At 70.9% G+C, this 20563-nt stretch carries 15 protein-coding genes; 7 read left to right on the top strand and 8 right to left on the bottom strand.

Features of this window, described 5'->3' with window-relative positions; genetic code table 11:
- Positions 1-41: 41 nt before the first annotated feature.
- The 3 genes from ACIO3O_RS36375 to ACIO3O_RS36365 all read right to left on the bottom strand — a co-directional run bounded on the left by ACIO3O_RS36375 (position 42) and on the right by ACIO3O_RS36365 (position 3440).
- Positions 42-1100, bottom strand: a complete 1059-nt coding sequence (locus ACIO3O_RS36375; RefSeq protein WP_401753302.1) for an ornithine cyclodeaminase — start codon at positions 1098-1100, stop codon at positions 42-44.
- A 97-nt stretch (positions 1101-1197) separates the two neighbouring features.
- On the bottom strand, positions 1198-2193 hold the full coding sequence (gene sbnA / locus ACIO3O_RS36370; protein WP_401753449.1) for a 2,3-diaminopropionate biosynthesis protein SbnA: 996 nt from the start codon (positions 2191-2193) through the stop codon (positions 1198-1200).
- An 80-nt stretch (positions 2194-2273) separates the two neighbouring features.
- On the bottom strand, positions 2274-3440 hold the full coding sequence (locus ACIO3O_RS36365; protein WP_401753300.1) for an ATP-grasp domain-containing protein: 1167 nt from the start codon (positions 3438-3440) through the stop codon (positions 2274-2276).
- 435 nt (positions 3441-3875) lie between these two features.
- On the opposite strand from ACIO3O_RS36365, the gene ACIO3O_RS36360 reads away from it, so the two are divergent.
- Positions 3876-5129, top strand: a complete 1254-nt coding sequence (locus tag ACIO3O_RS36360; RefSeq protein ID WP_401753298.1) for an MDR family MFS transporter — start codon at positions 3876-3878, stop codon at positions 5127-5129.
- Positions 5130-5240: 111 nt separating this feature from the next.
- On the opposite strand, the gene ACIO3O_RS36355 is transcribed toward ACIO3O_RS36360, so the two are convergent.
- The gene (locus ACIO3O_RS36355; RefSeq protein ID WP_401753296.1) at positions 5241-6434 is read right to left on the bottom strand and encodes a cytochrome P450; all 1194 of its coding nucleotides are present in this window, start codon (positions 6432-6434) and stop codon (positions 5241-5243) included.
- Positions 6431-9529 carry an amino acid adenylation domain-containing protein gene (locus tag ACIO3O_RS36350; RefSeq protein ID WP_401753294.1) on the bottom strand — a complete coding sequence of 1033 codons (3099 nt, stop codon included), beginning with the start codon at positions 9527-9529 and terminating at the stop codon, positions 6431-6433. Before ACIO3O_RS36350 ends, ACIO3O_RS36355 begins: the two co-directional genes overlap by 4 nt.
- A 329-nt stretch (positions 9530-9858) precedes the next feature.
- Between ACIO3O_RS36350 and ACIO3O_RS36345 the strand changes: the two genes are divergently transcribed.
- The 6 genes from ACIO3O_RS36345 (at position 9859) to ACIO3O_RS36320 (ending at position 17951) form a co-directional block, all read left to right on the top strand.
- Positions 9859-12873 (top strand): type I polyketide synthase, encoded by a 3015-nt coding sequence (locus ACIO3O_RS36345; protein WP_401753292.1) that lies wholly within the window; start codon positions 9859-9861, stop codon positions 12871-12873.
- A gap of 160 nt (positions 12874-13033) precedes the next feature.
- Positions 13034-14881 carry a non-ribosomal peptide synthetase gene (locus ACIO3O_RS36340; protein ID WP_401753290.1) on the top strand — a complete coding sequence of 616 codons (1848 nt, stop codon included), beginning with the start codon at positions 13034-13036 and terminating at the stop codon, positions 14879-14881.
- Complete coding sequence (locus tag ACIO3O_RS36335; protein WP_401753288.1) at positions 14878-15615, top strand: thioesterase II family protein; 738 nt, start codon at positions 14878-14880, stop codon at positions 15613-15615. Before ACIO3O_RS36340 ends, ACIO3O_RS36335 begins: the two co-directional genes overlap by 4 nt.
- Positions 15616-15770: 155 nt before the next feature.
- On the top strand, positions 15771-16649 hold the full coding sequence (locus ACIO3O_RS36330) for a glycosyltransferase family 2 protein (protein ID WP_401753448.1): 879 nt from the start codon (positions 15771-15773) through the stop codon (positions 16647-16649).
- Between the two features lie 56 nt (positions 16650-16705).
- Positions 16706-17374, top strand: a complete 669-nt coding sequence (locus ACIO3O_RS36325; RefSeq protein ID WP_401753286.1) for an HAD-IA family hydrolase — start codon at positions 16706-16708, stop codon at positions 17372-17374.
- Between the two features lie 43 nt (positions 17375-17417).
- Complete coding sequence (locus tag ACIO3O_RS36320; protein WP_401753284.1) at positions 17418-17951, top strand: GNAT family N-acetyltransferase; 534 nt, start codon at positions 17418-17420, stop codon at positions 17949-17951.
- Between the two features lie 15 nt (positions 17952-17966).
- On the opposite strand, the gene ACIO3O_RS36315 is transcribed toward ACIO3O_RS36320, so the two are convergent.
- The 3 genes from ACIO3O_RS36315 to ACIO3O_RS36305 all read right to left on the bottom strand — a co-directional run bounded on the left by ACIO3O_RS36315 (position 17967) and on the right by ACIO3O_RS36305 (position 20423).
- Complete coding sequence (locus ACIO3O_RS36315; RefSeq protein ID WP_401753282.1) at positions 17967-18263, bottom strand: hypothetical protein; 297 nt, start codon at positions 18261-18263, stop codon at positions 17967-17969.
- Between the two features lie 71 nt (positions 18264-18334).
- Entirely contained in the window at positions 18335-19069 is a 735-nt protein-coding gene (locus ACIO3O_RS36310; protein ID WP_401753280.1) for a TetR/AcrR family transcriptional regulator, read from the bottom strand.
- 88 nt (positions 19070-19157) lie between these two features.
- Positions 19158-20423 carry an MFS transporter gene (locus ACIO3O_RS36305; RefSeq protein ID WP_401753278.1) on the bottom strand — a complete coding sequence of 422 codons (1266 nt, stop codon included), beginning with the start codon at positions 20421-20423 and terminating at the stop codon, positions 19158-19160.
- Positions 20424-20563 lie beyond the last annotated feature (140 nt).

The raw sequence follows: 20563 nt of genomic DNA, 5'->3' as shown, positions 1-20563 counted from the left end.
GCCTCTGGTTTCTTCGATGTCCGGCTCCGGCTGGCACAGGTTCACGCGTCTGCCCGTTCTCGGTCACCCATGAGATCGACGACTGTCCCCAGACCGGCTGCCTCCGCCCGCGTGGCCACCTCCTGGCAGACGGCCACGTCGAGGATCGCCATGCCGAAGGGGTTGCTCACGACCAGGCCGTCCCGCGGGCGCACCGCTTCTTCGCGGCCGAGCAGTACCTCTCCGTACCGCCGTGCCCGGGCGTGTCCCTGCCCGGAGGAGGATTCGGTGTCGGCCACCACGTCGCCGGCCCGCATCACCGATCCGAGGACGCGACGAGGGTTGTCCCGCACGAGGTCGATGTCGTCGACGTAGATCGCCTCGGCCTCCAGGAACACGGCCGGCATCACGTCGTCGAGCGACACGTGCGCGATGAAGGTCCCCGGAGTGAACCAGCCGGGCGGAATGTACGGTTCGGACGATACGGTCAGGGTGACCACCACGCGGCTCGCCCTCACGCACGATTCGGCGTCCGGGTGCTCGGTGACCTTCAGATCCGGGCAGTGCGTCGCGAGGTCCCGGACGAGCGCGGCCGTCCGGGCGGGGGCGATGTCGTACAGGTGGAGCTCTCGGACCGCCGGGAAATACTGGACGAGCAGCTTCGCGTGCATGGCCGCGAGGGTGCCGCATCCCACGATGCTCACCGCGTCGAAGTCCGTGGGGCCGAGCGTGCGCAGGCTGGACATCGTGTAGGCGGCGGTGCGCACAGCGCTGACGTGTCCGGCCTCGACCAGAGTGGCCGGCCGGGCGGTCTCCGGATCGAAGAGCACCGTGAAGCCGCCGGCGCGCTCGATGCCCAAGGCAGGGTTGGTCACCGAGGCGTTGATCAGCTTCATGCCGTACGCCATGCTCTGGCCCTGCTGGACGCTTCCGAGCATCGCGACCGAGCGGGTGTACGCACCGGCGGAGTTCTCCCAGGCCATGTAGCCCTCCGCGGGCAGGTCAGAGCGGCCCAGGGCGTGCTCGCGCACCGTGGACTCGACCACACTGACGGGGTCGATCTCGGCCAGGCAGCGCATCACCGTGGCGCGGTCGAGAATCCTGATTCGGTCTGGCTTCACTTGAGCCCTTCCCGCTGGTGGTACGTCAAGGCGCAGTGCGCCGCGGTGTCTTGCTGTTCGAGAACCCGTTGAGGAAGGTCAGCCGGCGTCGGGCCGGTCATGAACCCGGCCTTGCGCATGAACCCGGCCTCGCGCCGGAGAGGGAATCGCCGCCTTCGGCCGGCACCCCGGCGAGCAGGCCCTCGGAGGCCGGCGCGCCGTAGACCAGGCCGATGTACCGGTCTCCTCGGTCGGGGAAGAGGGTGACGACGGAGGACGCGGGGCGCAGGGAAGGGAGGATCTTCCGGATGGCCGCGACGACCGATCCGGAGGACCCGCCGGCGAAAATCGCCTCTGTGGACAACAAGTCGTGGCAGGCCTCGATGGATTCGTCGTCCGTCACCTCCACGACACGGTCGACGAGGCTCTCGTCGAGCAACTCCGGCACCCGGCCGGAGCCGATGCCGGGAAGCCGGCGCGGTCCGGGAGGATTGCCGAACACCACCGATCCGACGGCGTCCACGGCGATCACCTGGAGCCCTGGGGAGTATCTCTTCAGTCGGCGCGCCAGGCCGTTCAACGTGCCGGTCGTACTCACCGCGACCACCAGGTAGTCAGGGGGGTTCGGCAAGTCCTTGGCTATTTCCTCCGCGGTGTTCCGGTAATGCGCCTCAGGTCCCAGGGAGTTGGCGTACTGGTTGATCCAGACTGCCGCGGGATCGGCGGCCAGTATGTCCTTCACGCGCGCGATACGTGCGGGCAGGTAGCTGCCTCCGGTCGCCGCGACGTCGATCATCTCGACCTGCGCGCCGTAGCTCTTCAGAATTGCGTGATTGCTGGACGTGATGTGCGGATCGACCACGAGGGTGAGGCGCAGGTCATGGACCCGGGACATCATGGCCAGGGCGACACCGAAATTCCCCGAAGTGCTCTCGACGATGTGCGCCCCGGGACGAATGAAGCCCTCACGCATACCGGTCTCGATGATGTGCCGCGCAGTACGGTCCTTGACGCTTCCTGCGGGATTGAGCATTTCAAGTTTGGCGAATACCTGCGGTCCCGTCGGGAAAAGGCGTCTCAAGTGGACCATCGGGGTGCTTCCGATACAGTCCACAATAGAGTCGTGCAGCAAGAATTCCCCTCAGATCATTACTTGCCCGTCCGATTCTTCGACGATTCCCCCTTCGTTCCGGGTCAGGCGTACTCGACCTCCACCCGGGAAAGGTATTCCTCTGCGACGGCCAGCGAGGTATCGAATTCATCGGCCCAGGAGATGACATGGCCGAGGCGGTCGCCGTTGTCGACCACCCCGTCGATCTGCCTGGTTCCCGCGGGGAAGGTGCTGCGGACGATTCCGGCAGGCAGGTCGGGCGGAGGCGTCACGGACGTGATCAGTCCGGTGCGCCGGGGCGTCAGATAGAGGCTCGTCGCGTAGCCGCCGCGGGCTTCGCCGACCGATTCGCCGGAGGGAAGGCCGAGATGCAGCCGCGTGTACAAGTCCACGGCGTCCTGCCCGGTGGTGAGCCGCATCAGCTCACGGATCTGGTCGCCGCCCAGCCGCGGGTTGATCTCGATCAGTGCCGGCACACCATCGACGATCTTGAACTCGACGTGGGCGGCTCCCCGGCGGTGTCCCACCGCGGTGAGCCAGTCGACGACCACGCGCGCTATGTGGGCGTCCTCATCGGCCGTCCCGAAGTGATACGGAAACATGGCCCCGAGTTCGACCCGGAAGGGGAGCTCGGCCATCAGCTTCTTGGTGAATCCGAGGATCCGCCAGCCGTCCGCGCTGTCGTCCCACATCAACTCGGCCGTGAACTCCGGCCCATCGATGAACTCCTCCACCAGGGCGTATCCCGCCCGGCGGTAGCCTCGGAGGTTGACCGGGTGGGCGGCGATGGTCCGCAGAGCCGTGCGGTACTCGTCGTCGGACGTACAGACCCGTACCCCGGAACTGCCGCTGTCGTCCACGGGTTTCACCACGCACGGGTACCCGAGCGGAGACGTGTCGCCCGGCTCGTCCAGCGATACGCGTACGGCCGCCACGGAGCGTCCGATGCCCTTCGTCAAGCTGCGGGAACGGTCCTTGAAGTGGCAGTTGAGCAAGCCGTCCACCGGGGCGTGCGGCAGGCCGAGCCGCTCCGCGATCACGGCCGCCTGCACCAGCCGGTAGTCGTCGAACGCGATCACGGCGTCCGGCGCGTGGTCGGTGAAGAAGTGCATGAGCTTCACCAGGTCATGGGTGTCGACCACGCTGTGGGCATCGGCGATGCCGACCGGGTTCGGAGAGAACTTCTCGTACTCCGACGGATCGCGGGCGACGAAATGAGTTAGATAACCCTTTTCCTTGGTGAGTCGCATGCCTTCGGGACCGTAGTCCAACATGTTGCTCTCGATAAAGAATGCCGTCTTCAATCAGGGTCACCAATTTCGGGGTATTTTGCGTTCGAAAATCAGTGGGCAGTACCTTTTATTCCTGTAATGCGACTGGCGGGGCTCAATCTAACACCGCGATCACACCCGCGAAATACGCCTCCATGTGACGGTCGTCACGTTGGATGTTGCGGTGGATATGTTGATGCATATCCGCCTTCCCTGCGTATTTCCGCCACAGGTTTGCGGGCATTTGCCGTCCGCGGCACGCTGCGGGTGGCGCGGCCGGGATCTGGCCGGCAACACCTGCGGAGACCGTGCGGTTGACAGCATCTGTTAGCTTGTGGCCTCCGCGGACCGGATGCCCGTAAGCCCGCATCGCCGCCTGAGTCGCTCACGCATCCGCCTGATCCTGGGGGACCCATGCCGCTCGCCGCTCGGAGACGCGCCGTCCGGGAATCCGTCTCCGGTCTGCCTCGGGAGTTCTGGTGGCTGTGGACCAGCACCCTCGTGAACCGGCTCGGCTCCTTCGTCGTCACGTTCATGGCCCTCTACCTCACGGTCGGCCGCGGCTATTCGGCCTTGTACGCCGGTCTCGTCATCTCCCTGCACGGGCTCGGCGGGGTCGTGTCCGCGCTGGGAAGCGGAGTCATGGCCGACCGTCTCGGCAGGCGGCCGACCCTTCTCATCGCCCAGTCCGCCACCGCCGGATCCATCGTGCTGCTCGGCTTCATGCAGGGCCCCGTGGCCATCGCCGCCGTCGCCTTCTTCGTCGGCATGGCCTCCAACGCCTCCCGGCCCGCCATGCAGGCGATGGTGGCCGACATCGTCGGGCCCCAGGACCGGGCGCGGGCCTTCGCGCTGCTCTACTGGGCCGTCAACCTCGGCTTCGCCGTCTCCTCCACGGCCGCCGGGTACATCGCCGAGTCCAGCTACCGTGCCGGCTTCGTCATCGAGGCGGGGATGACGCTGGCGTGCGCAGTCATCGTCTTCCTCAAGGTGCCCGAGTCCCGGCCGCTGCCCAAGGCCGAACAGACAGAGGCCGGAGTCAGTCTCGGGACCGTGCTGCGGGACGGGCGGTACATGGCCGTCGTCGGGCTGTCCTGCCTCATCGCCGTCCTCTTCCAGCAGGGCAACGTCGGCCTGCCGGTCGCGATGGGCCGCGCCGGGTTCTCGCCCGCCGACTACGGTCTGACCATCGCCGTCAACGGCATCCTGATCGTCGCCCTGCAACTCCCGCTCATGCGCTTCATCGAGCACCGCGATCCGCGCACGTTGATGATCTTCTGCTCGCTCCTCGCGGGATACGGCTTCGGACTCACCGCGTTCGCCGGGTCGGTCGGCGCCTTCGCGCTCACCGTGGGCGTGTGGACGCTCGCCGAGATCGGCTACACGGCGACGCAGGCGGGGCTCGTCGCCCGGCTTGCGCCCGCGCACGGGCGCGGACGGTACCAAGGCATGGACACGCTGGCGTGGTCGGCCGCCATCCTGATCGCTCCGCTCATGTCCGGCGCCGTCATCGACCGCTTCGGCCCGGAGTGGTTGTGGGGGTTGTGCGCGGTCGTGGGGACCTTTGCCGGGATCGGGTTCGGCCTCCTCATGCGGCGGCTGCCGGAGGAGTCCACGCCGGCCGCGGCGGTTCCGGACGAGGCCGGGCCGGAGGTCCAAAGGGCCTGAGGTCCAAAGGGCCTGAGGTCCAAAAGGCCTCAGGCCCAAAGGCCCTGAGGTTCCAAGGGGCTGAGGTTCCACAAGGCCTCAGTGCGGGGCCCGGCGCGCGCGCCCGGCTCCTCAGCGCCCCCGCGCGACGAGGCGCACGGTCGCGTACGCCGGTCCGTTCACCGCGATCGACCGCAGCGGCTCCGTCTCTCCGGCCGGCTCGATGACGGCGACCGACTCCACGAGTGTCTCCAGGAGCATCCGCATCTGGTGGCGGGCCACGGAGCCCCCGATGCAGACGTGCTCGCCCATGCCCAGGGCCAGATGGCGATTGGGCTGCCGGCCGAGGTCGAACCAGTCGGGTTCCGTGAACACCGACGCGTCGCGGTTGGCCGAGGGGATCCAGAGCACGACGCGGTCCCCGGCCGCGATGCGCCGGCCTCGGACGACCGTGTCCACGGTGGCCGTCCGCATGCTGTGCGTGGCGCTGCTCGTCCACCGCAACACCTCCTCCACCGCGGTTCTGACAAGCCCGCTGTCACGCTCCCGTACCAGCCGCTGCCACTGCTGTGGATGAGAGCCGAGGGCGAGGACTCCCGCGGCGATCGACAGACCGGCGTTCTCCGACGCTCCGACGAGGTTCTCGACGCCCAGCAGGATCTCGGTCTCGGTCAGCAGATCGCCGTGCACCTCGTTGTTGACGAACATGCCCATCGCGTCGTCCGCAGGGACCTCCATCCGCGCGTACATCATGTCGATGAAATACCGCATGAGCGCTACGTGGCTGGTGAGGGGCTTGCCGGACTCGAACGCCTCCATGCTCCACCGGAACAGCTGCTCGCGGTCGTCCGGCTCCACGCCGAGCAGCCTGGCGATGTTGTGGCTGGAGAGCCGGGCGCCGATGTCGCGCACCACGTCGCAGGTGCCCTTCTCGATGGCGCGGGTCACCACCGAGCGGATCTCGGCGCGCACCTCGTCCGCCAGAGAACGGGCACACCGTTCGGTGAACCGGTCGGCCACCTGCCCGCGCAGGGCACGGTGCCTGGGCGGATCGGTCAGGGCCATGGTCAGCCCGCTGCCGGGGTCCTCCCCCAGAGCGGTCGGCCGCAACAGGACGCCCCTCGCCGAGCTGAAGACGGCCGGATTCTGGTACGCGTGCCGGATGTCGTCGTACCGGGTGAGGGACCAGAAGCCCGGTAGGTCGCCCGGCTCGTGCCAGTGCACCGGGGCGTGCTGTCGCATCCAGCGCCACACCTGGTGCACCTCCCCGGAGGCATGCAGTTCCGGGTCGCTGAGGTCGACGGGGGTGTACGCGGATACGGTCACGAGGTGGCTCCCGCGGCGATCAGGGCAAGACGGTCGTGGAAACCCTTGAGCAGCGTCAGCGCGGTGGCCTCGGTGACGGCCTCGCGCCGGAACGAGACCACCGCGTCGAGCGCACCGCTCTCGTCCGGCCACACCTCAAGGTGCAGCTCCAGCGGGAGGGCGGCGTAGGGCTGGCGCAGATGCGTGGCGGCGACACCAGGCAGGTCGAGCCGGGGTGGAGCGTTGTCCTGCAGGGCGAAGAGGGACTGAAAGGCCGGTGGCCGCCCGGGAGTTGCCGACCTGAGGCCCTGTGCGAGGTGGGCGAAGGGGACCTCGCTGCGGCCGAAGGCCTGGTGGACCAGCCGACCGACCTCGCGGATGCCGTCGCTGCCTCCGGCCACCGCATCGCCGCGCAGGCGCACCGGCACCATGTTGATGAGGCAGCCGATGGCCTGCTCCAGTTCCGGGACGGTGCGCTCGGCGACGGGCACGCCCACCGCGAAGTCCCGCTGCCCGCAGACCTCGGCCAGGGTGGCCGCCCAGGCCGAGAGGAGCACCACGAATGGGCTCCCGCCGAGCGCAGCGCCCCGCGCATCGAGCCCGGCCGTCACCGCCGCGGGAACGGTCACGGAGAGATGTCCGGTTCCGGTCTCTCCCGGGACGGGCCGTTCCGGCCAGTGGATGTCGGGGACGTCCTGGAACTCCGCCCGTATCCGCTCCGTGCGCCCCGCCGAGTCCGTCACGGCCGCGGCTTCCGTCATCAGTCGGGCCCGCTCGGCCAGGGCGGGCGGGGCGGGGTGCGGCGCACGTCCGGCACCGGCGTCGGAGAGGGCACGCGCCAGGACTGATTCCGACCGGCCGTCGAAGGCGATGTGGTGGACCAACACCCCGAACAGCCAGCCACCCGTTTCGGTCACCGGCACCAGCGCGGTGCGCCACAGATCGGCGTCCTGTGGTTCGAGGGGCTCGTCGAAGAGCTGCCGCAGCGCGCCTGCCGCGTCGTCCACGGTCGGCTGGGCGGCCACGAGTTCCAGGGGCGGGGCGGGGATGTCGGTGACCTCGGCATGAGGAGTGGGGTCCACCCGGAAAGCCGTACGCAGCACCTCGTGCCGATCGTGGACGGCGGCGATGGCTGCCTCCAGGGCGTCCTGATCCAGTCCGCCTTCCAGGTGCCACGTCATCAGGCAGTATCCGGAGCGGTCCTGCGGCGCCGTCAGATGACGGGTGAGGAAGACCAGTTCCATGGCGGTCAGCGGGATGCCGCCGGTGGACGTCGGCACGGCATCCGTGCTCGGCGAGCCGGTGGACGTCGGCACGGCATCCGTGCTCGGCGCCGACCGGAGCCAGGCCCCCAGTTCCTCGGCCGACGACCGCTCGTACAGGACCGACAGGGGTACGGGCCGCCCCACCCGCTGGACGATGCGTGTACAGGCACGGGCGGCTTGCAGCGAGGACCCGCCCAACGCGAAGAACGGCGTGTGCGGGGAAACGGTTCGGCTGCCCAGTACGACGGCGAACTCCTCGGCGACCAGCCGGACCAGCGGGTCGTCGACGGGGGCGTGGCCGTTCTCGGCAGGCGCTTCGGGCACGCGCGCCAGCAGGGCGCGGTCGTCCAGCTTGCCGGTGCCGGTCAGCGGGAAGGAGTCCACGAAGACCACGGAGACGGGGCGTTGGTACGCGGGCAGGTGCTGGGCGAGGATCGCCGGTACGTCCGGGGGCGCACCGCCGGACCGGCCCGGCACGCAGAAGGCCACCAGTTCGAGGACGCCGTCGGGTTCCGTGCGGCGTGGGAGCAGGCGGCAGTCGGCCACGTACGGAACCAGGCGCTCGATCTGCCGCTCCACCTCGGCCGGTTCGACGCGGTGGCCGCGGATCTTCACCTGCCGGTCGATCCGCCCGCGGTATTCCAGGAGCCCGTCCTCGTCCTGGACGCCCAGGTCGCCGGTGCGGTACAGCCGAATCTGCTCGCCGTCGATGTCGATGGGGGCGAACTTCTCGGCGGTGAGGGCCGGTTCGCCGAGGTAGCCGAGGGCAAGGCCGTCGCCCGCGACGCAGATCTCCCCCGGTTCGCCGGGGGTGCAGGGGCGGTTGCCCCGGAGGACGAAGACGGAGGTGCCGGGTACCGGTCGGCCCAGCGGGATGCCGCCGTCCCGGGTGCAGTCCGTGGGGGTGACGCGGTGCGTGGTGGTGAACACCGTGCTCTCGACCGGACCGTAGCCATTGATCAGGGCGGTGTCCGGGAACCGGTCGAGGAAGCGGCCCACGTGCCGCTCGGACAGGCGCTCACCGCCGATCATGACCTGGGACAGGCCGCTCAGCGCCGGCAGGTCCTCGTCGACGATCAGGTTGAACAGACTGCTGGTCAGCCACGCCGTGTTCACCCCGTGCCCGGCCACCACCGCGCGCAGGGCCTCGGCCGTCAGGAACGGCTCGTCGATCAGGACGCAGGTACCGCCGTTGTACAGGGCGGCCCAGAGTTCGAGGGAGAACGCGTCCCACGGGAGCGCCGCCGCAAGGGGGATGACCGTGTCCCGGTCGAATCGCGCGAAGGTGTCCTCCCGGAACAGCCGTGCCGTCGCCCGGTGCGGAGTGACCACCCCTTTGGGCTGCCCCGTGGTGCCCGAGGTGAAGAACACGGAGCAGGCGTCGGAGCCCCGCACCGTCACCGCCGGGCGGGCCGGGCCTTCCCCCGTACCGCCCTCGCCCGGTGTCCACAGCGGCGCCGGCAGCCCGGCGGCAGGGCCCGGCCGGGCGACGACGAGAGGCGGCCGGAGCTGGTCGATCACCGCCTTGAGCCGGGTGGGCGGCCAGTCCGCGTCGAGCAGCGCGTAGGCGGCGCCCAGCCTGAGAACGGCCAGCAGTGTGACGACCAGGTCGACGGAGCGCGGCAGCAGAATCGGGACGAGATGCCCCTGCCGGACGCCGGCGGCGGCGAGCCGGCGGGCCGATTCCCCGACGAGGGCGTCCAGTTCGCCGTACGAGAGCCGTGCGTCCGGGGACAGAAGGGCTGTGTGCCGCGGCCGGGCGTGGGCTTGGGCGGCGAAGGCGTCGTGGACTCCTTCTCCCGGTGTGCCCTCGGTAACCTCTGCGGCCTTCGGGGCAGTCGACTGCGGCACCACGAATCCCTTCGGAATTCGATAAATGAGGAGGGACGGAGTGCGACATCAAGAGCATGTGATGGTGCCACGCACGATCGCGTTGTGCCAGCCTCCTCTTTCGCAAAAGGGATGTAGGGGGTCCTTTTATGCGCCGCAACTGCCCGTGGCCCGCACGCGAACCTCGAAATCCGTGCCCCCCGAAAGGGACGGCGGATAATCCCTCCGCCGGGACAGCGCCCTGTGCCATCATCGCGGGGCGGTCCGAGGAAACACCTGCGGCCGCTCACGTGTCACCCGCACGACATCGGGTGACATATCCGTTTCCAGTGGAATGATGAGGAGACGTTGTGACGAGCCGGGATCGCTCCTTGGATATCGCGGTTACTGGCGTGGCAGCGCTTTTCCCCGGCCCCCGTGATCTCGACGCCTGGTGGGATTCCCAGCTCCACGGGAATGTGCACAGCAAGCGGTTCAGCCAGGAGGAACTGCGCGCTGCCGGAGTTCCCGCCGCATTGGCCGCCGACCCGGACTATGTACCCGTACGCGGCCATCTCGACGCCTGGGACCGCTTCGACCACGACCTCTTCCAGATCCGCAAGCGCGAGGCCGAGTTGATGGACCCGCAGCACCGCTGGATGCTGGAGGTGGCCTGGAACGCGCTCGCGGACGCGGGGGTCGCGCCTCACGACGACGACACGACGACGACCAGTGTCTACGCGTCGATGACGGGCAGCGCCTACCTGCGCGCGATGGTCCGCGGCACGAACGTTGATCCGGGCCTGCTGGACGATCTGATCCATGGCAGCGAGCCGGACTTCATGGCGAGCCGTGTCGCGTACAAACTCGGGCTGAAGGGGCCTGCCTTCGCCGTTCAGACAGCGTGCTCCTCCTCGCTGGTGGCCGTCCATCTGGCAGTGCAGGCCCTGCTCAGCGGCGACTGCGACCAGGCCCTGGTGGTGGGGGCCGGGTTCGACTACCCCCAGGCGGGTTATCTGCACACGCCGGGCGGGGTCCTGTCCGCCGCGGGTGTGTGCCGGACGTTCGACCGGGAGGCGGACGGGGTGATCCCCGGGTCCGGTGCGGGTGCCGTGGTGCTGCGCAGGCTGTCGGACATCACCGAGGACGACCCTGAGCCGTACGGCGTCATCCTGGGCTCCGCGATCAACAACGACGGGAATGCGAAAGCGGGTTACTACGCGCCTTCCGCTGCAGGGCAGGAGCGCGTCATCGGCGCTGCCCTGAGCGCGGCCGAGGTCGACGGCGAGTCCATCGGCTATCTGGAGGCCCACGGCACCGGCACCCGCATCGGCGATCCGATCGAGTGGGCGGCGGCCGCCACCGCACTGCGCAGGGCCGGAGCCCGGCCGGGCAGCGTGGCGGTGGGCGCTCTCAAGGCCAACATCGGCCATCTCGACGCCGCCGCGGGGGTCGCCGCACTGATCAGGGCACTCCTCGTGGTGCGCAGCGGCATGATCCCGCCCGTAGCGGGGTTCACCGAGCACAATCCGCTGCTGGAGACGGACAACTGCCCGCTGTACATACCCACCGAGGCCGTCCCGTGGACGGGTGGGCTGCCGCGGCGCGCCGGCGTGAGCGCCTTCGGCATCGGCGGCACCAACGCCCACGTCCTGATCGAGCAGGCGCCGCCGAGGGAACCGGCTGCCGTAGCGGCGCGGGCCCCGCGCGAGCGCCTGGTCCTGCTGTCCGCAGCCGATCCCGAGGCGCTCGACCGCATGGCCGACGAACTGGCGGCCCGTCTCCAGTCGCACGACCCGGACCTCGGCGAGGTCTGCGCCACCCTGGCCCACGGCCGCCCGGCCCTGAGCGAACGCCTCACGATCACCGGCCGGACGAGTGCCGAGGTCGCCGAGCGTCTCGCCGCCCGGTCCGGGGTGTCCCGGGGCACCGCGCGGGACACGGGCCCCGCCCCTGTGCTCTTCCTCTTCCCCGGCGGGGGTACACAGCGCCCCGGCATGGCCGAGCCGTTCACCACTCTCCCCGGGTTCCGCCGAGCGCTCGACCGGTGCCTCGCGGCCTTCGCCGCCCCGCAGGCGGAACGACTGCGGCAGGCGCTGTACGACCGGGACTTCCCCGCCACCGAGCTCAATCGGCCCGCGCTGGCCCAGCCGGCCCTCTTCGCAGTCGGCTACGCGGCAGCAACAGCCCTCCAGGACCTGGGAGTTCGGCCGGCCGCGGTCTGCGGGCACAGCTCCGGCGAGATCACCGCGGCCGCTGTGGCCGGCATCTTCGGCCTGGAGGACGCGGCCGCGTTCATCACAGCGCGCGGCCGGTCCATGCAGGACTGCCCGGAGGGCGTGATGCTGGCCATCGGTACGGACGTGACGTCGGCTGTGGCACTCGCCGAGGAGTGGGGTCTCAAGCTCGACGTGGCCGCGGTCAACGGCCCGGACTCCTGCGTGCTGGGCGGCCCGGCCGACGAGGTCGACGAGTATCGCGTACGCCTCGGCGACACCTTCTTCGCACGACGCCTGCGCTACAGCCACGCGGGCCACTCCCGGCTGATCGAGCCCGCGCTGCCCGCGCTCGCCGAGGCGATGGCCCGGATCGAGCTCCGGGCGGCGACCCTGCCGATCGCGCTCAACGTCTCCGGCCGGGTCGTCGCGGCCGGTACCGAACTGCCCCGCGACATGTTCGTGACGCAGGTGCGGCAGCCCGTACTGTTCGGCGCCGCGCTCGACGCGTTGGCCGCGCACCTGCCGGGTGCCCTGGCCGTGGAGATCGGTCCCGGGCGACCCCTCTCGCCGATGGCGGAGGCGGCCGGAATCCCCACGGTCGCCCTGGACCAGGTCAAGGGCGCGTCGCAGTCCACAGCGCTCAGGGGCGTCGGCGCCCTGTGGACCCTGGGGCAGCCGGTCGCCCTGGCCGACCTGACCGGCAGCGGCCGCAGGACCAGGCTGCCCGGCTACCCCTTCGCGGGACCTTCCTCGGTGGCCCCGGAGGCACTGACAGCCCCGGAGGCACTGCCGGCCCCGGCCGCTCCAGCGCTCGCCCCGCGCACGCCGGACCCGAAGAGCCCTCCGGCCCGCACGCCGCTGCCCGAGCAGCCGGAACCCGAGAACCGGGCCCCGGTCGATCCGGCGGAGGGAGTGACCCGGATCTGGGCGGAACTGCTCGGCCGTGACGATGTCCCGGTGGACGCCGACTTCTTCGCCCAGGGCGGCGACTCCCTGCTGATCACCCGGCTCATCCGCAGAGTGAACAGCGAATTCGGGATCCGCGTCCCGGTACGCGAGATGTTGGCCCAGCGGACGCTGAGCGGGCATGTCGCGGTGGTCCGCCGGGTTTGCGGCGAAGCAATAGGCGGACTCGCCACGGAGTCCATCATCCCTGGGACCCCCTGACACCTTTGAGGAGTTTCTCTTCATGTCGGCCTCACAACACGTGAATTCCACTCCGACCAGGCCATCCAGGCCAACGGAGAGCGCCGGAGCGACCCCGGAGGCGACCGCACCGGCCATCGGCGAAGCACTGCCGGAAGCCCCCTGCGTTCCCGTTCACGAAGTGGTGGCCCTGCTGGCCGCCGACCGCCCCGCGGCGACCGCCGTGCGATGCGGCAACGTCACCGTCACCTACGGCGAGTTGGTCTCCGGGGCGAGGCGGTTGTCCCACCGCCTCGCCGCGGCCGGGGTCGGCGCCGGAGACCGGATCGCCATCCTGGCCGAGCCCTCCGCCGCGATGATCGTGTCCATGCTCGGCATCCTGGGCACGGGCGCCGCCTACGTGCCCGTCGATCCCGCCCAGCCGCCCGCCCGGCGCGCGACGATCCTTCAGGACGCGCAGGTGAAGGCCGTGGTGGCCACGGCGGAAGTGACCGACCTTCCGGTGCCCGTCGTGACGGTCACGAACACCTCGGACGCCGACCCGTCCGACCCCTCCGCCTCCTCCGACTCCTTCGCCGCCGCGGCCGGCGCGGTCGGCGCGGACGATCCGGCGTACCTCATCTACACGTCGGGCAGCACGGGCGAGCCCAAGGGCGTCATCGTCGGGCACGGCAACCTCGCCGCCTCGACACAGGCCCGCCTCATGGTCTACCCGGGCATCCCGACGTTCCTGCTGCTGTCCCCGCCGGCCTTCGACTCGTCGGTCGCCGGTATATGGGGGACGCTCCTCGCGGGCGGCTGCCTGGTCGTGGCAACCGCGGACGAACTGCGCGACTCCGAACAGCTGGTCTCCCTCGTCAGCCGGCACCGGGTGGACCGCGTCCTGTGTGTTCCCACGCTGTACGAGTTGCTGCTCGATGCCGCCGAACGCGTCGGGACAGCGCCACTGGCCTCGCTGCGGGAGGTGATCGTGGCGGGCGAAGCCCTCCCGCAGGCCCTGGCCGACCGGCACTTCGCGGTTCAGTCCTCCGGGGTGGATCTGGTCAACGAGTACGGCCCGACCGAGACGACCGTGTGGGCCACGTTCCACCGCCTCACCGGCATCGGACCGGTCAGCATCGGGGGCCCGGTCCCAGGCGCTCGGCTCTACGTGCTCGACGGCGATCTCAAGGTCGTACCGCCGGGCGCGGAAGGCGAGTTGTTCATCGGCGGGGCCGGGGTGACACGCGGTTACTTCGGCCGTCCCGAGGCCACGGCGGCGGCCTTCCTCTACGACCCCTTCGCCCCCGAACCCGGCGTACGCATGTACCGGACCGGTGACATCGTGCGCTGGAACGCGGAGCACCGGCTGGACTTCATCGGCCGGAAGGACGACCAGCTCAAGATCCGCGGCCACCGTGTCGAACTCGGTGCGGTTGAGGAGACGCTGCGCCTGCTGGCCGACGTCCAGGAAGCGGTCGTCCTGCCCGACGCACAGGGGACGGGCCTGATCGGCTTCGTCGCCTCGGCGCAGGACGCGGACCCGGTCGCGCTGCGCAGCGCCCTCGCGGAGAAGCTGCCCCCGGTGATGGTGCCGGGCGAGCTGCGGGTGCTCCCGGAGCTGCCGCGCAACCTCAACGGAAAGCTCGACCGCGCGCTGCTGCGGACGCTCGCCGCGGAGCCGCCCACGGCCCGGCCCGCGGCCGAGGCCCCGCCCGTCACCGACGATCCGCTCACCGCCCAGGTGGCGGCCGCCTGGGCGGAGGTCCTCGGTGTGGATGCAGTGCCGTCGAACGTCAACTTCTTTGACCTCGGGGGCCATTCGCTGACCATGTTCACCTTGCAGGACGCGCTGGAGCGACACTGCGGGCTGCGGCCGACGATCGTCTCCCTGTACCAGGAACCCACCGTGTCGGCACAGGCCGCGTTCATCCGCGCCAGTCGTGAGCAAGGGGAGGACGCGGAAGCCTCCGGCTCTGCCGAAGCCGTCCGCAGAGCCCGTACGGCCAGACTGCGCCAGCAGCGCGCACGCAAGGGAGCCGCACAGTGACCACAGAAACCTCGCGCTGGCTCGTGTGCGACACCGCCCGGCCCGACGCGCATGTCCGTCTGGTGTGCTTCCCGCACGCCGGTGGGTCGGCCTCCTTCTTCCGCGCCTGGGGTCAGTCGCTGACCGAGGTGGAGGTGCACGCCGTCCAGTACCCGGGGCGCGCCGACCGCTGGGACGAGGATCCCCCGAACGACCTCGTCCGGCTCGCCACCGACATCGCCGACGCGCTGGAACCACTGGCGGATCTCCCGCTGGCCTTCTTCGGGCACAGCCTGGGCGCTCCCGTGGCCCTGGAGACGGCGCGGGCGCTGCAACACCGGGGCATCCACATCGAGCACCTCTTCGCCTCCGGCTCCCGTGACGCCCCGCTGCCCCATCTCCCCGGCCCCGAGGAAGACCCCGCCCAACTGCTCGCGGACCTGGTGAGGATGGGCGGCACCGACGCGGAGATGGCGGCCGACCCGATCTTCCAGGAGGTGGTCATGCCGTATCTGATCGCCGACGGCCGCATGTTCCACAGCTACGCCATGCAGCCCGAGCCGCTGCTCAGCTGTCCGGTCACCACCCTCGTCGGCGACCAGGACGACGACACGGACCTCCGCCCGTGGAGCACGCTGAGCACGGCCCCCGTCCAGGAGGTCGGCGTCGCCGGGAATCACTTCTACCTCATCGACACTCCCCCGTACGCCCTGCTGAAGAAGACCCTCTCCGCCCCGCGAACCGAACCCCGTTGAAGATCCGCCATCGTGATGCGTGCTGGTCGCTGGGGCTGATGTGATCGTTGAGGGTGCTGCTCGGGCTGGTCGTGCCGCAGCACGGCCAGCCCCTCCCCTGCCCGGCACCCCGTACCATCTCCAGCTCCACCGACCTCTGGAGCCTGCCCATGCCTCTGCCCCGCCCCCGCATCGGAGTCGTCGTCGTCACGATGGGCAACCGGCCCCGGGAGCTGGACGCCCTGATGGCCTCCGTGGCGCGGCAGTCGGTACCGGCCGCGCGGATCGTGCTGGTCGGGAGTGCCACACCGCTGACGGACGTTGCGTACGACGACGTGATCAAGCTGCCCCTCGCCGACAACCCCGGCTGTCCGGGCGCGCGCAACGTCGGGCTGCGGACGCTGCTCGACTCCGGCGCGGTGGACGTTGTCGTCGAGCTGGACGACGACGGGCTGCTGATCGCCGACGACGTGTTCGCCACGGTCCAGCAGCTCCACGCGTCCGATCCGGCGCTCGGCATCGTCTCGTTCCGGATCGCGGACGAGCACGGCGAGACCCAGCGCCGGCACGTGCCGCGCCTGCGCGCCTCCGATCCCCTGCGGCGCGGCCTGGTCACCGGCTTCCTGGGCGGCGGCCACTCCCTCTCCGTACCGATGCTGCGGCAGACCGGCCTCTGGGCGGGCGCATTCCGCTTCGGGCACGAGGAGTCCGACCTGGCCTGGCGGGCGCTCGACGCGGGCTGGAAGATCCTGTACGAACCCGGGCTGGTCCTGCAACACCCGAAGACCTCCCCCGCCCGGCACGCCGTCCACTACCGTTTCACCGCCCGCAACCGCGTCTGGATCGCCCGCCGCAGGCTCCCGCTCCCCCTGATCCCGGTCTATCTGGCCGTCTGGATCACCCTCACCCTGGCCCGCATCCGCTCGCTCTCCGGCCTGCGGGCCTGGTGCGCGGGCTTCTGGGAGGGGGTACGCACCCCGTGCGGCGACCGGGCCCCGATGCGGTGGAGCACGGCGGCCCGCATGACGCGGCTCGGCCGCCCCCCGATCGTCTGACACCGCCCGGAGGCCCCTCCCGGGGCCGCTCGGAGGGCTCCTGCGATCCTCGGGGCATGGTCATCGCTGCTGTGCTTTTCGACGTGGACGGCGTCCTGCTGGACTCCACCGCCGCTCACCGCCGGGTCTGGAACACCTGGGCCCTGATGCGCGGCCTCGACACCGAGACCGTCTGGCGGCTGACGTTCGGGCGGCGGCCCGAGGACACGGTGCGGGATGCCGCACCCCATCTGGACCCGGGCGCCGAACGCCGTGTCCTGGACGGCCTGTTGGCGTCCGGGACCGATCGCTTCCCTCCCGTCGACGGCGCGGCCGCGCTCCTGCGCGGGCTGCGGGCCGGGGCGTGGGCGATCGTCACCTCGGGCGACCGCGCGTCCGTCCACGCACGCTTCCGTACGGCCGGGCTGCCGCTGCCCGACGTGCAGGTGTACGCGGCGGACGTCGGGGCGGCGAAGCCCGCCCCCGACTGCTACCTGCTGGCGGCCGCCCGGCTGGGAGTCGAAGCCGCCGAGTGCCTGGTGGTGGAGGACGCCCCGGCGGGGGTCCGGGCGGGCCGCGCGGCGGGCTGTACGGTGGCGGGCCTGACGACCACCCACACCGAAGACGCCTTGCCCGAGGCGCACTTCCGGGTGGCGGCGCTCGGGGACGTCGCGGAAATCCTCACGCTGCATGGGCTGTTGGCCGGGGACGGGACCGAGGCCGGATACGGGGACGGCCCCGCGTAGGTTTGCCGAGCATGTGCCGAACCCGCAGCGCCCGAGGAGCCCGATGTCCCTGACCCCGACCGTCGAACCGGCCCCGTCCGCACCCGCGTTGATGCTCCGCCCGTGGCGGCCCGAGGACGCGCCGGGCCTGGTCGTCGCCCATGGGGACCCCCTGCTGCGGCGCTGGCTCGCCCACCACCTGCACGACGAGGAGCAGGCCCTGCACTGGATCGGCCGGCAGAGCCACGGACGGGCTTCCGGCACCCGGTTCAGCTTCGCCGTCGTGGAGGAGGGACGGCCGATCGGCCACATCGCCGTCAAGCGGGACGGGTCCCACGACTCCGCCGAAGTGGGCTACTGGACGATGGGCGCCGCCCGGGGCAGGGGCGTCGCATCCCGCGCGCTGGAGGCACTGTCCCGGTGGGCGCTCGGACCGGAAAGTCCGCTTCCGGTCACGCGTCTGGAACTCCTGCACACCGTCGCCAACGAGGGGTCCTGCCGGGTGGCGCAGAAGTGCGGGTACACGCTGGATTCCGTACTGCCGCCGTTGCCGCCCGCGTATCCGGGCGAGGGGCATCTGCACGTCAGAGCGGCATGAGCCCTGCGCGTCGGCTCAGGTGCGGGGGTTGTGGGGCGGCCGGTTGTGCCCGCACTCGACGGGGTTGCCGTCCTCGTCGGTCACTTCGGCCTCGAAGCCGCCGCCCTCGACCCACACGGTGAGGTTCTCGATCCCCCCGGACCGTTCCTCGCCGTTCACCCAGCCCGTGACGGAGAAGGCCAGCTCGTCGCCGGTGTAGTCGGTCCGGATGCGGAAGGTCTCGCCGGGCTTCATCCAGCGGTCCTCGCCGAGCGGCTCCAGCCACAGGACGAGCCACCCGTTCGCGTCGTTGCGCACGTCCATGACAGCCATGGCCGCACCTTACGTGTCGCTCGTGTCCCCGTGGGAGGGGGTGCGGGTTGTGGGGACGGGAGGGTCGCCGGTCAGGCCTGGGGCAGCAGTTGGCGGAGCATCTGCTCGTACGTGTCCACCGTCGGCGGCTCGTCCGCGAGCAGCCCCTGGAGCAGCAGCCCGTCGTAGGCGTGCGCGAAGAGGTCGACGCGCAGGGGGTCGTCGGTGAGGCGGCGGGCGAAGGCGCGCAGGGACTCGGTCCAGCGGCGGTTGGGGCCGCGCAGTTCGGGGCGGCGGGCGGCGCGCAGGCAGAGTTCGAACTCGGCGTGCAGGCGGCCCCGGTCCCTGACGCATTCGGCCATGAGGGCGGCGAGCGCCCGGTGCGGGTTCTCGTCGGGTGCTTCGGCGAGGGCGTCGATCCGGTCGGCGTCCTGATTGGTGCTGGTGGCCAGGGCCTCGTTGAGGAGGGCGTCGATGGACTCGAAGTAGTACGTGCTGGCCGTCGACGGCAGTCCGGCCTCGCGGGCGACGGTGCGGTGGGTGACCCCGGAGGCGCCGTCGCGTTCGACGACGCGCAGGGTCGCCTCGATCAGGGCGCGGCGGCGGCGTTCGCCCTTGAGGCGGCGGCCGTCGGTGATCGGCACGCCCTCACCGGAGTCAGACCCGGCGGGCGACCCGCTCTCGCCCAAGGCGCCCGGTGCGGGCGGTGCCGTCGGCGCACCCTGGCCGAGGCCGCTCGCCGCGGTCGGCGTGCTCTCGCCAGAAGCGGTCGCCGCGGGCGGTGCCGTCGGGTCCTGCGACGCGCTCACTGTCTTCGGCTCGCTCACGTGCGGTCGGCTCCTGTCCGGGACGGGTCACCGCGACCCTACCGGGCCCGGGGGCGGCCCCGGAGTGGAGGCCGCCCTGGTCAGGGGCTCAGTGGCAGTCGGCCGGCTGCCGCCGCACCGCGCCCGCCACCGCGGCCTCGGGTGCGGCGGACCGCGCCGCCGCCCCGCGCAGGTCCGCCGTCACGCGCCGGACGCCGCCCAGTGCCAGCAGCAGTGCCAGCGCGCCGAAGCCGACCGCCACCGCGAAGCCCGCGTCGATCCCGTACGCGTCCACCACCTGCCCGGACAGCGCCGCACCCAGCGCGATCCCGATGTTGAGGCCCGCGATCATCCAGGTCATGCCCTCGGTGAGCCGGGCCGCCGGGGTCACCTTCTCGACGATGCCCATCATCACGACGGTGGTCGGCGCGAAGAACACGCCCGCGAAGAACACCGTCGCCGCCAGTGCCGCCACGCTGTTCACGAACAGGAACGGCACCGTGGTCAGCGCCATCCCCGCGACGCCGACGAGCATCATGCGCGGCAGCGGGGGCCGCCACTGCCGCACCCCGAAGGTCAGCCCGGACAGGGCCGACCCGACGGCGTACATGGTGAAGACGATGCCCGCGGAGCCCTTCTCACCGTTGGCCTGGGCGAAGGCCAGGGCCATCGTGTCGACGGTCCCCACGATCGCGCCCCCGGACAGCAGCGTGAGCGCCAGGATCAGCACGGTCGGCGACCGCAGCACGGATCGCTGCCGCCCGCCGTCGGCGGACGGCGGCTGGATCGCCGGTTCCGTCGCCTTCTGCGGTACGAACAACAGCACCCCGACCAGCAGCAGGACCAGCGCCACCACCGGCCCCGCCTCGGGGAAGAGGCTCGTGCCGAGCAGGACGGCGAAGGCGGGTCCGACGATGTAGGTCAGTTCGTCGACGACCGCTTCCAGGGAGTACGCGACGTTCAGCCGCGGCGTCCCCCGGTAGATCTCGGTCCAGCGGGCCCGCACCATCGCCCCCATGCTCGGCATGAACCCGGCGAAGAAGGCGAGCACGAACAGGGTCCAGACCGGGGCGCCGTTGCTCGCGCAGAGCACCAGTCCGCCCAGCGCGGCCACGCTGATGCCGGTGGCGGGGAGCAGGACGCGCCCCTGGCCCAGCCGGTCGACCAGGCGGGAGGTCTGAGGGGCGATCAGGGCCATGGAGAGGGTGAACGTTCCGGCGACGGCGCCCGCGAGCGCGTACTCGCCGCGCAGCTCCGAGAGCATCGTGAGGATGCCCATGTGGGTGATGGGGAGGGGCAGTCGGGCGAGCAGTCCCGCGCCGGAGAACGCCGTGGAGCCGCGCGCGGAGAAGAGTTCACCGTACGGATTGGGCATGAGCTCCCCTTGATCGGTTCCGGGCGTGCGGCAACCGGGGCATGCGGGACCCCTGCTCAGCACTCCCGCTCGACAAAACAACCTGAACGGTTGACCCATTTTCTATCACGCCACGCCACTCCACCGAACGTGTGAGCTGC

It is taken from the genome of Streptomyces sp. NPDC087440 (assembly GCF_044744005.1).
In the GTDB taxonomy this organism is placed as follows: Bacteria; Actinomycetota; Actinomycetes; order Streptomycetales; family Streptomycetaceae; genus Streptomyces.
This window is presented reverse-complemented; position numbering and strand designations above follow the sequence as displayed.

Excerpts from the sequence above, each read along its gene's own strand:
- ACIO3O_RS36325 (WP_401753286.1), top strand. The coding sequence starts at position 16,706 with ATGGTCATCGCTGCTGTGCTTTTCGACGTGGACGGCGTCCTGCTGGAC.
- ACIO3O_RS36365 (WP_401753300.1), bottom strand. The coding sequence starts at position 3,440 with ATGCGACTCACCAAGGAAAAGGGTTATCTAACTCATTTCGTCGCCCGC.
- ACIO3O_RS36315 (WP_401753282.1), bottom strand. The coding sequence starts at position 18,263 with ATGGCTGTCATGGACGTGCGCAACGACGCGAACGGGTGGCTCGTCCTG.
- ACIO3O_RS36320 (WP_401753284.1), top strand. The coding sequence starts at position 17,418 with ATGTCCCTGACCCCGACCGTCGAACCGGCCCCGTCCGCACCCGCGTTG.
- ACIO3O_RS36305 (WP_401753278.1), bottom strand. The coding sequence starts at position 20,423 with ATGCCCAATCCGTACGGTGAACTCTTCTCCGCGCGCGGCTCCACGGCG.
- ACIO3O_RS36360 (WP_401753298.1), top strand. The coding sequence starts at position 3,876 with ATGCCGCTCGCCGCTCGGAGACGCGCCGTCCGGGAATCCGTCTCCGGT.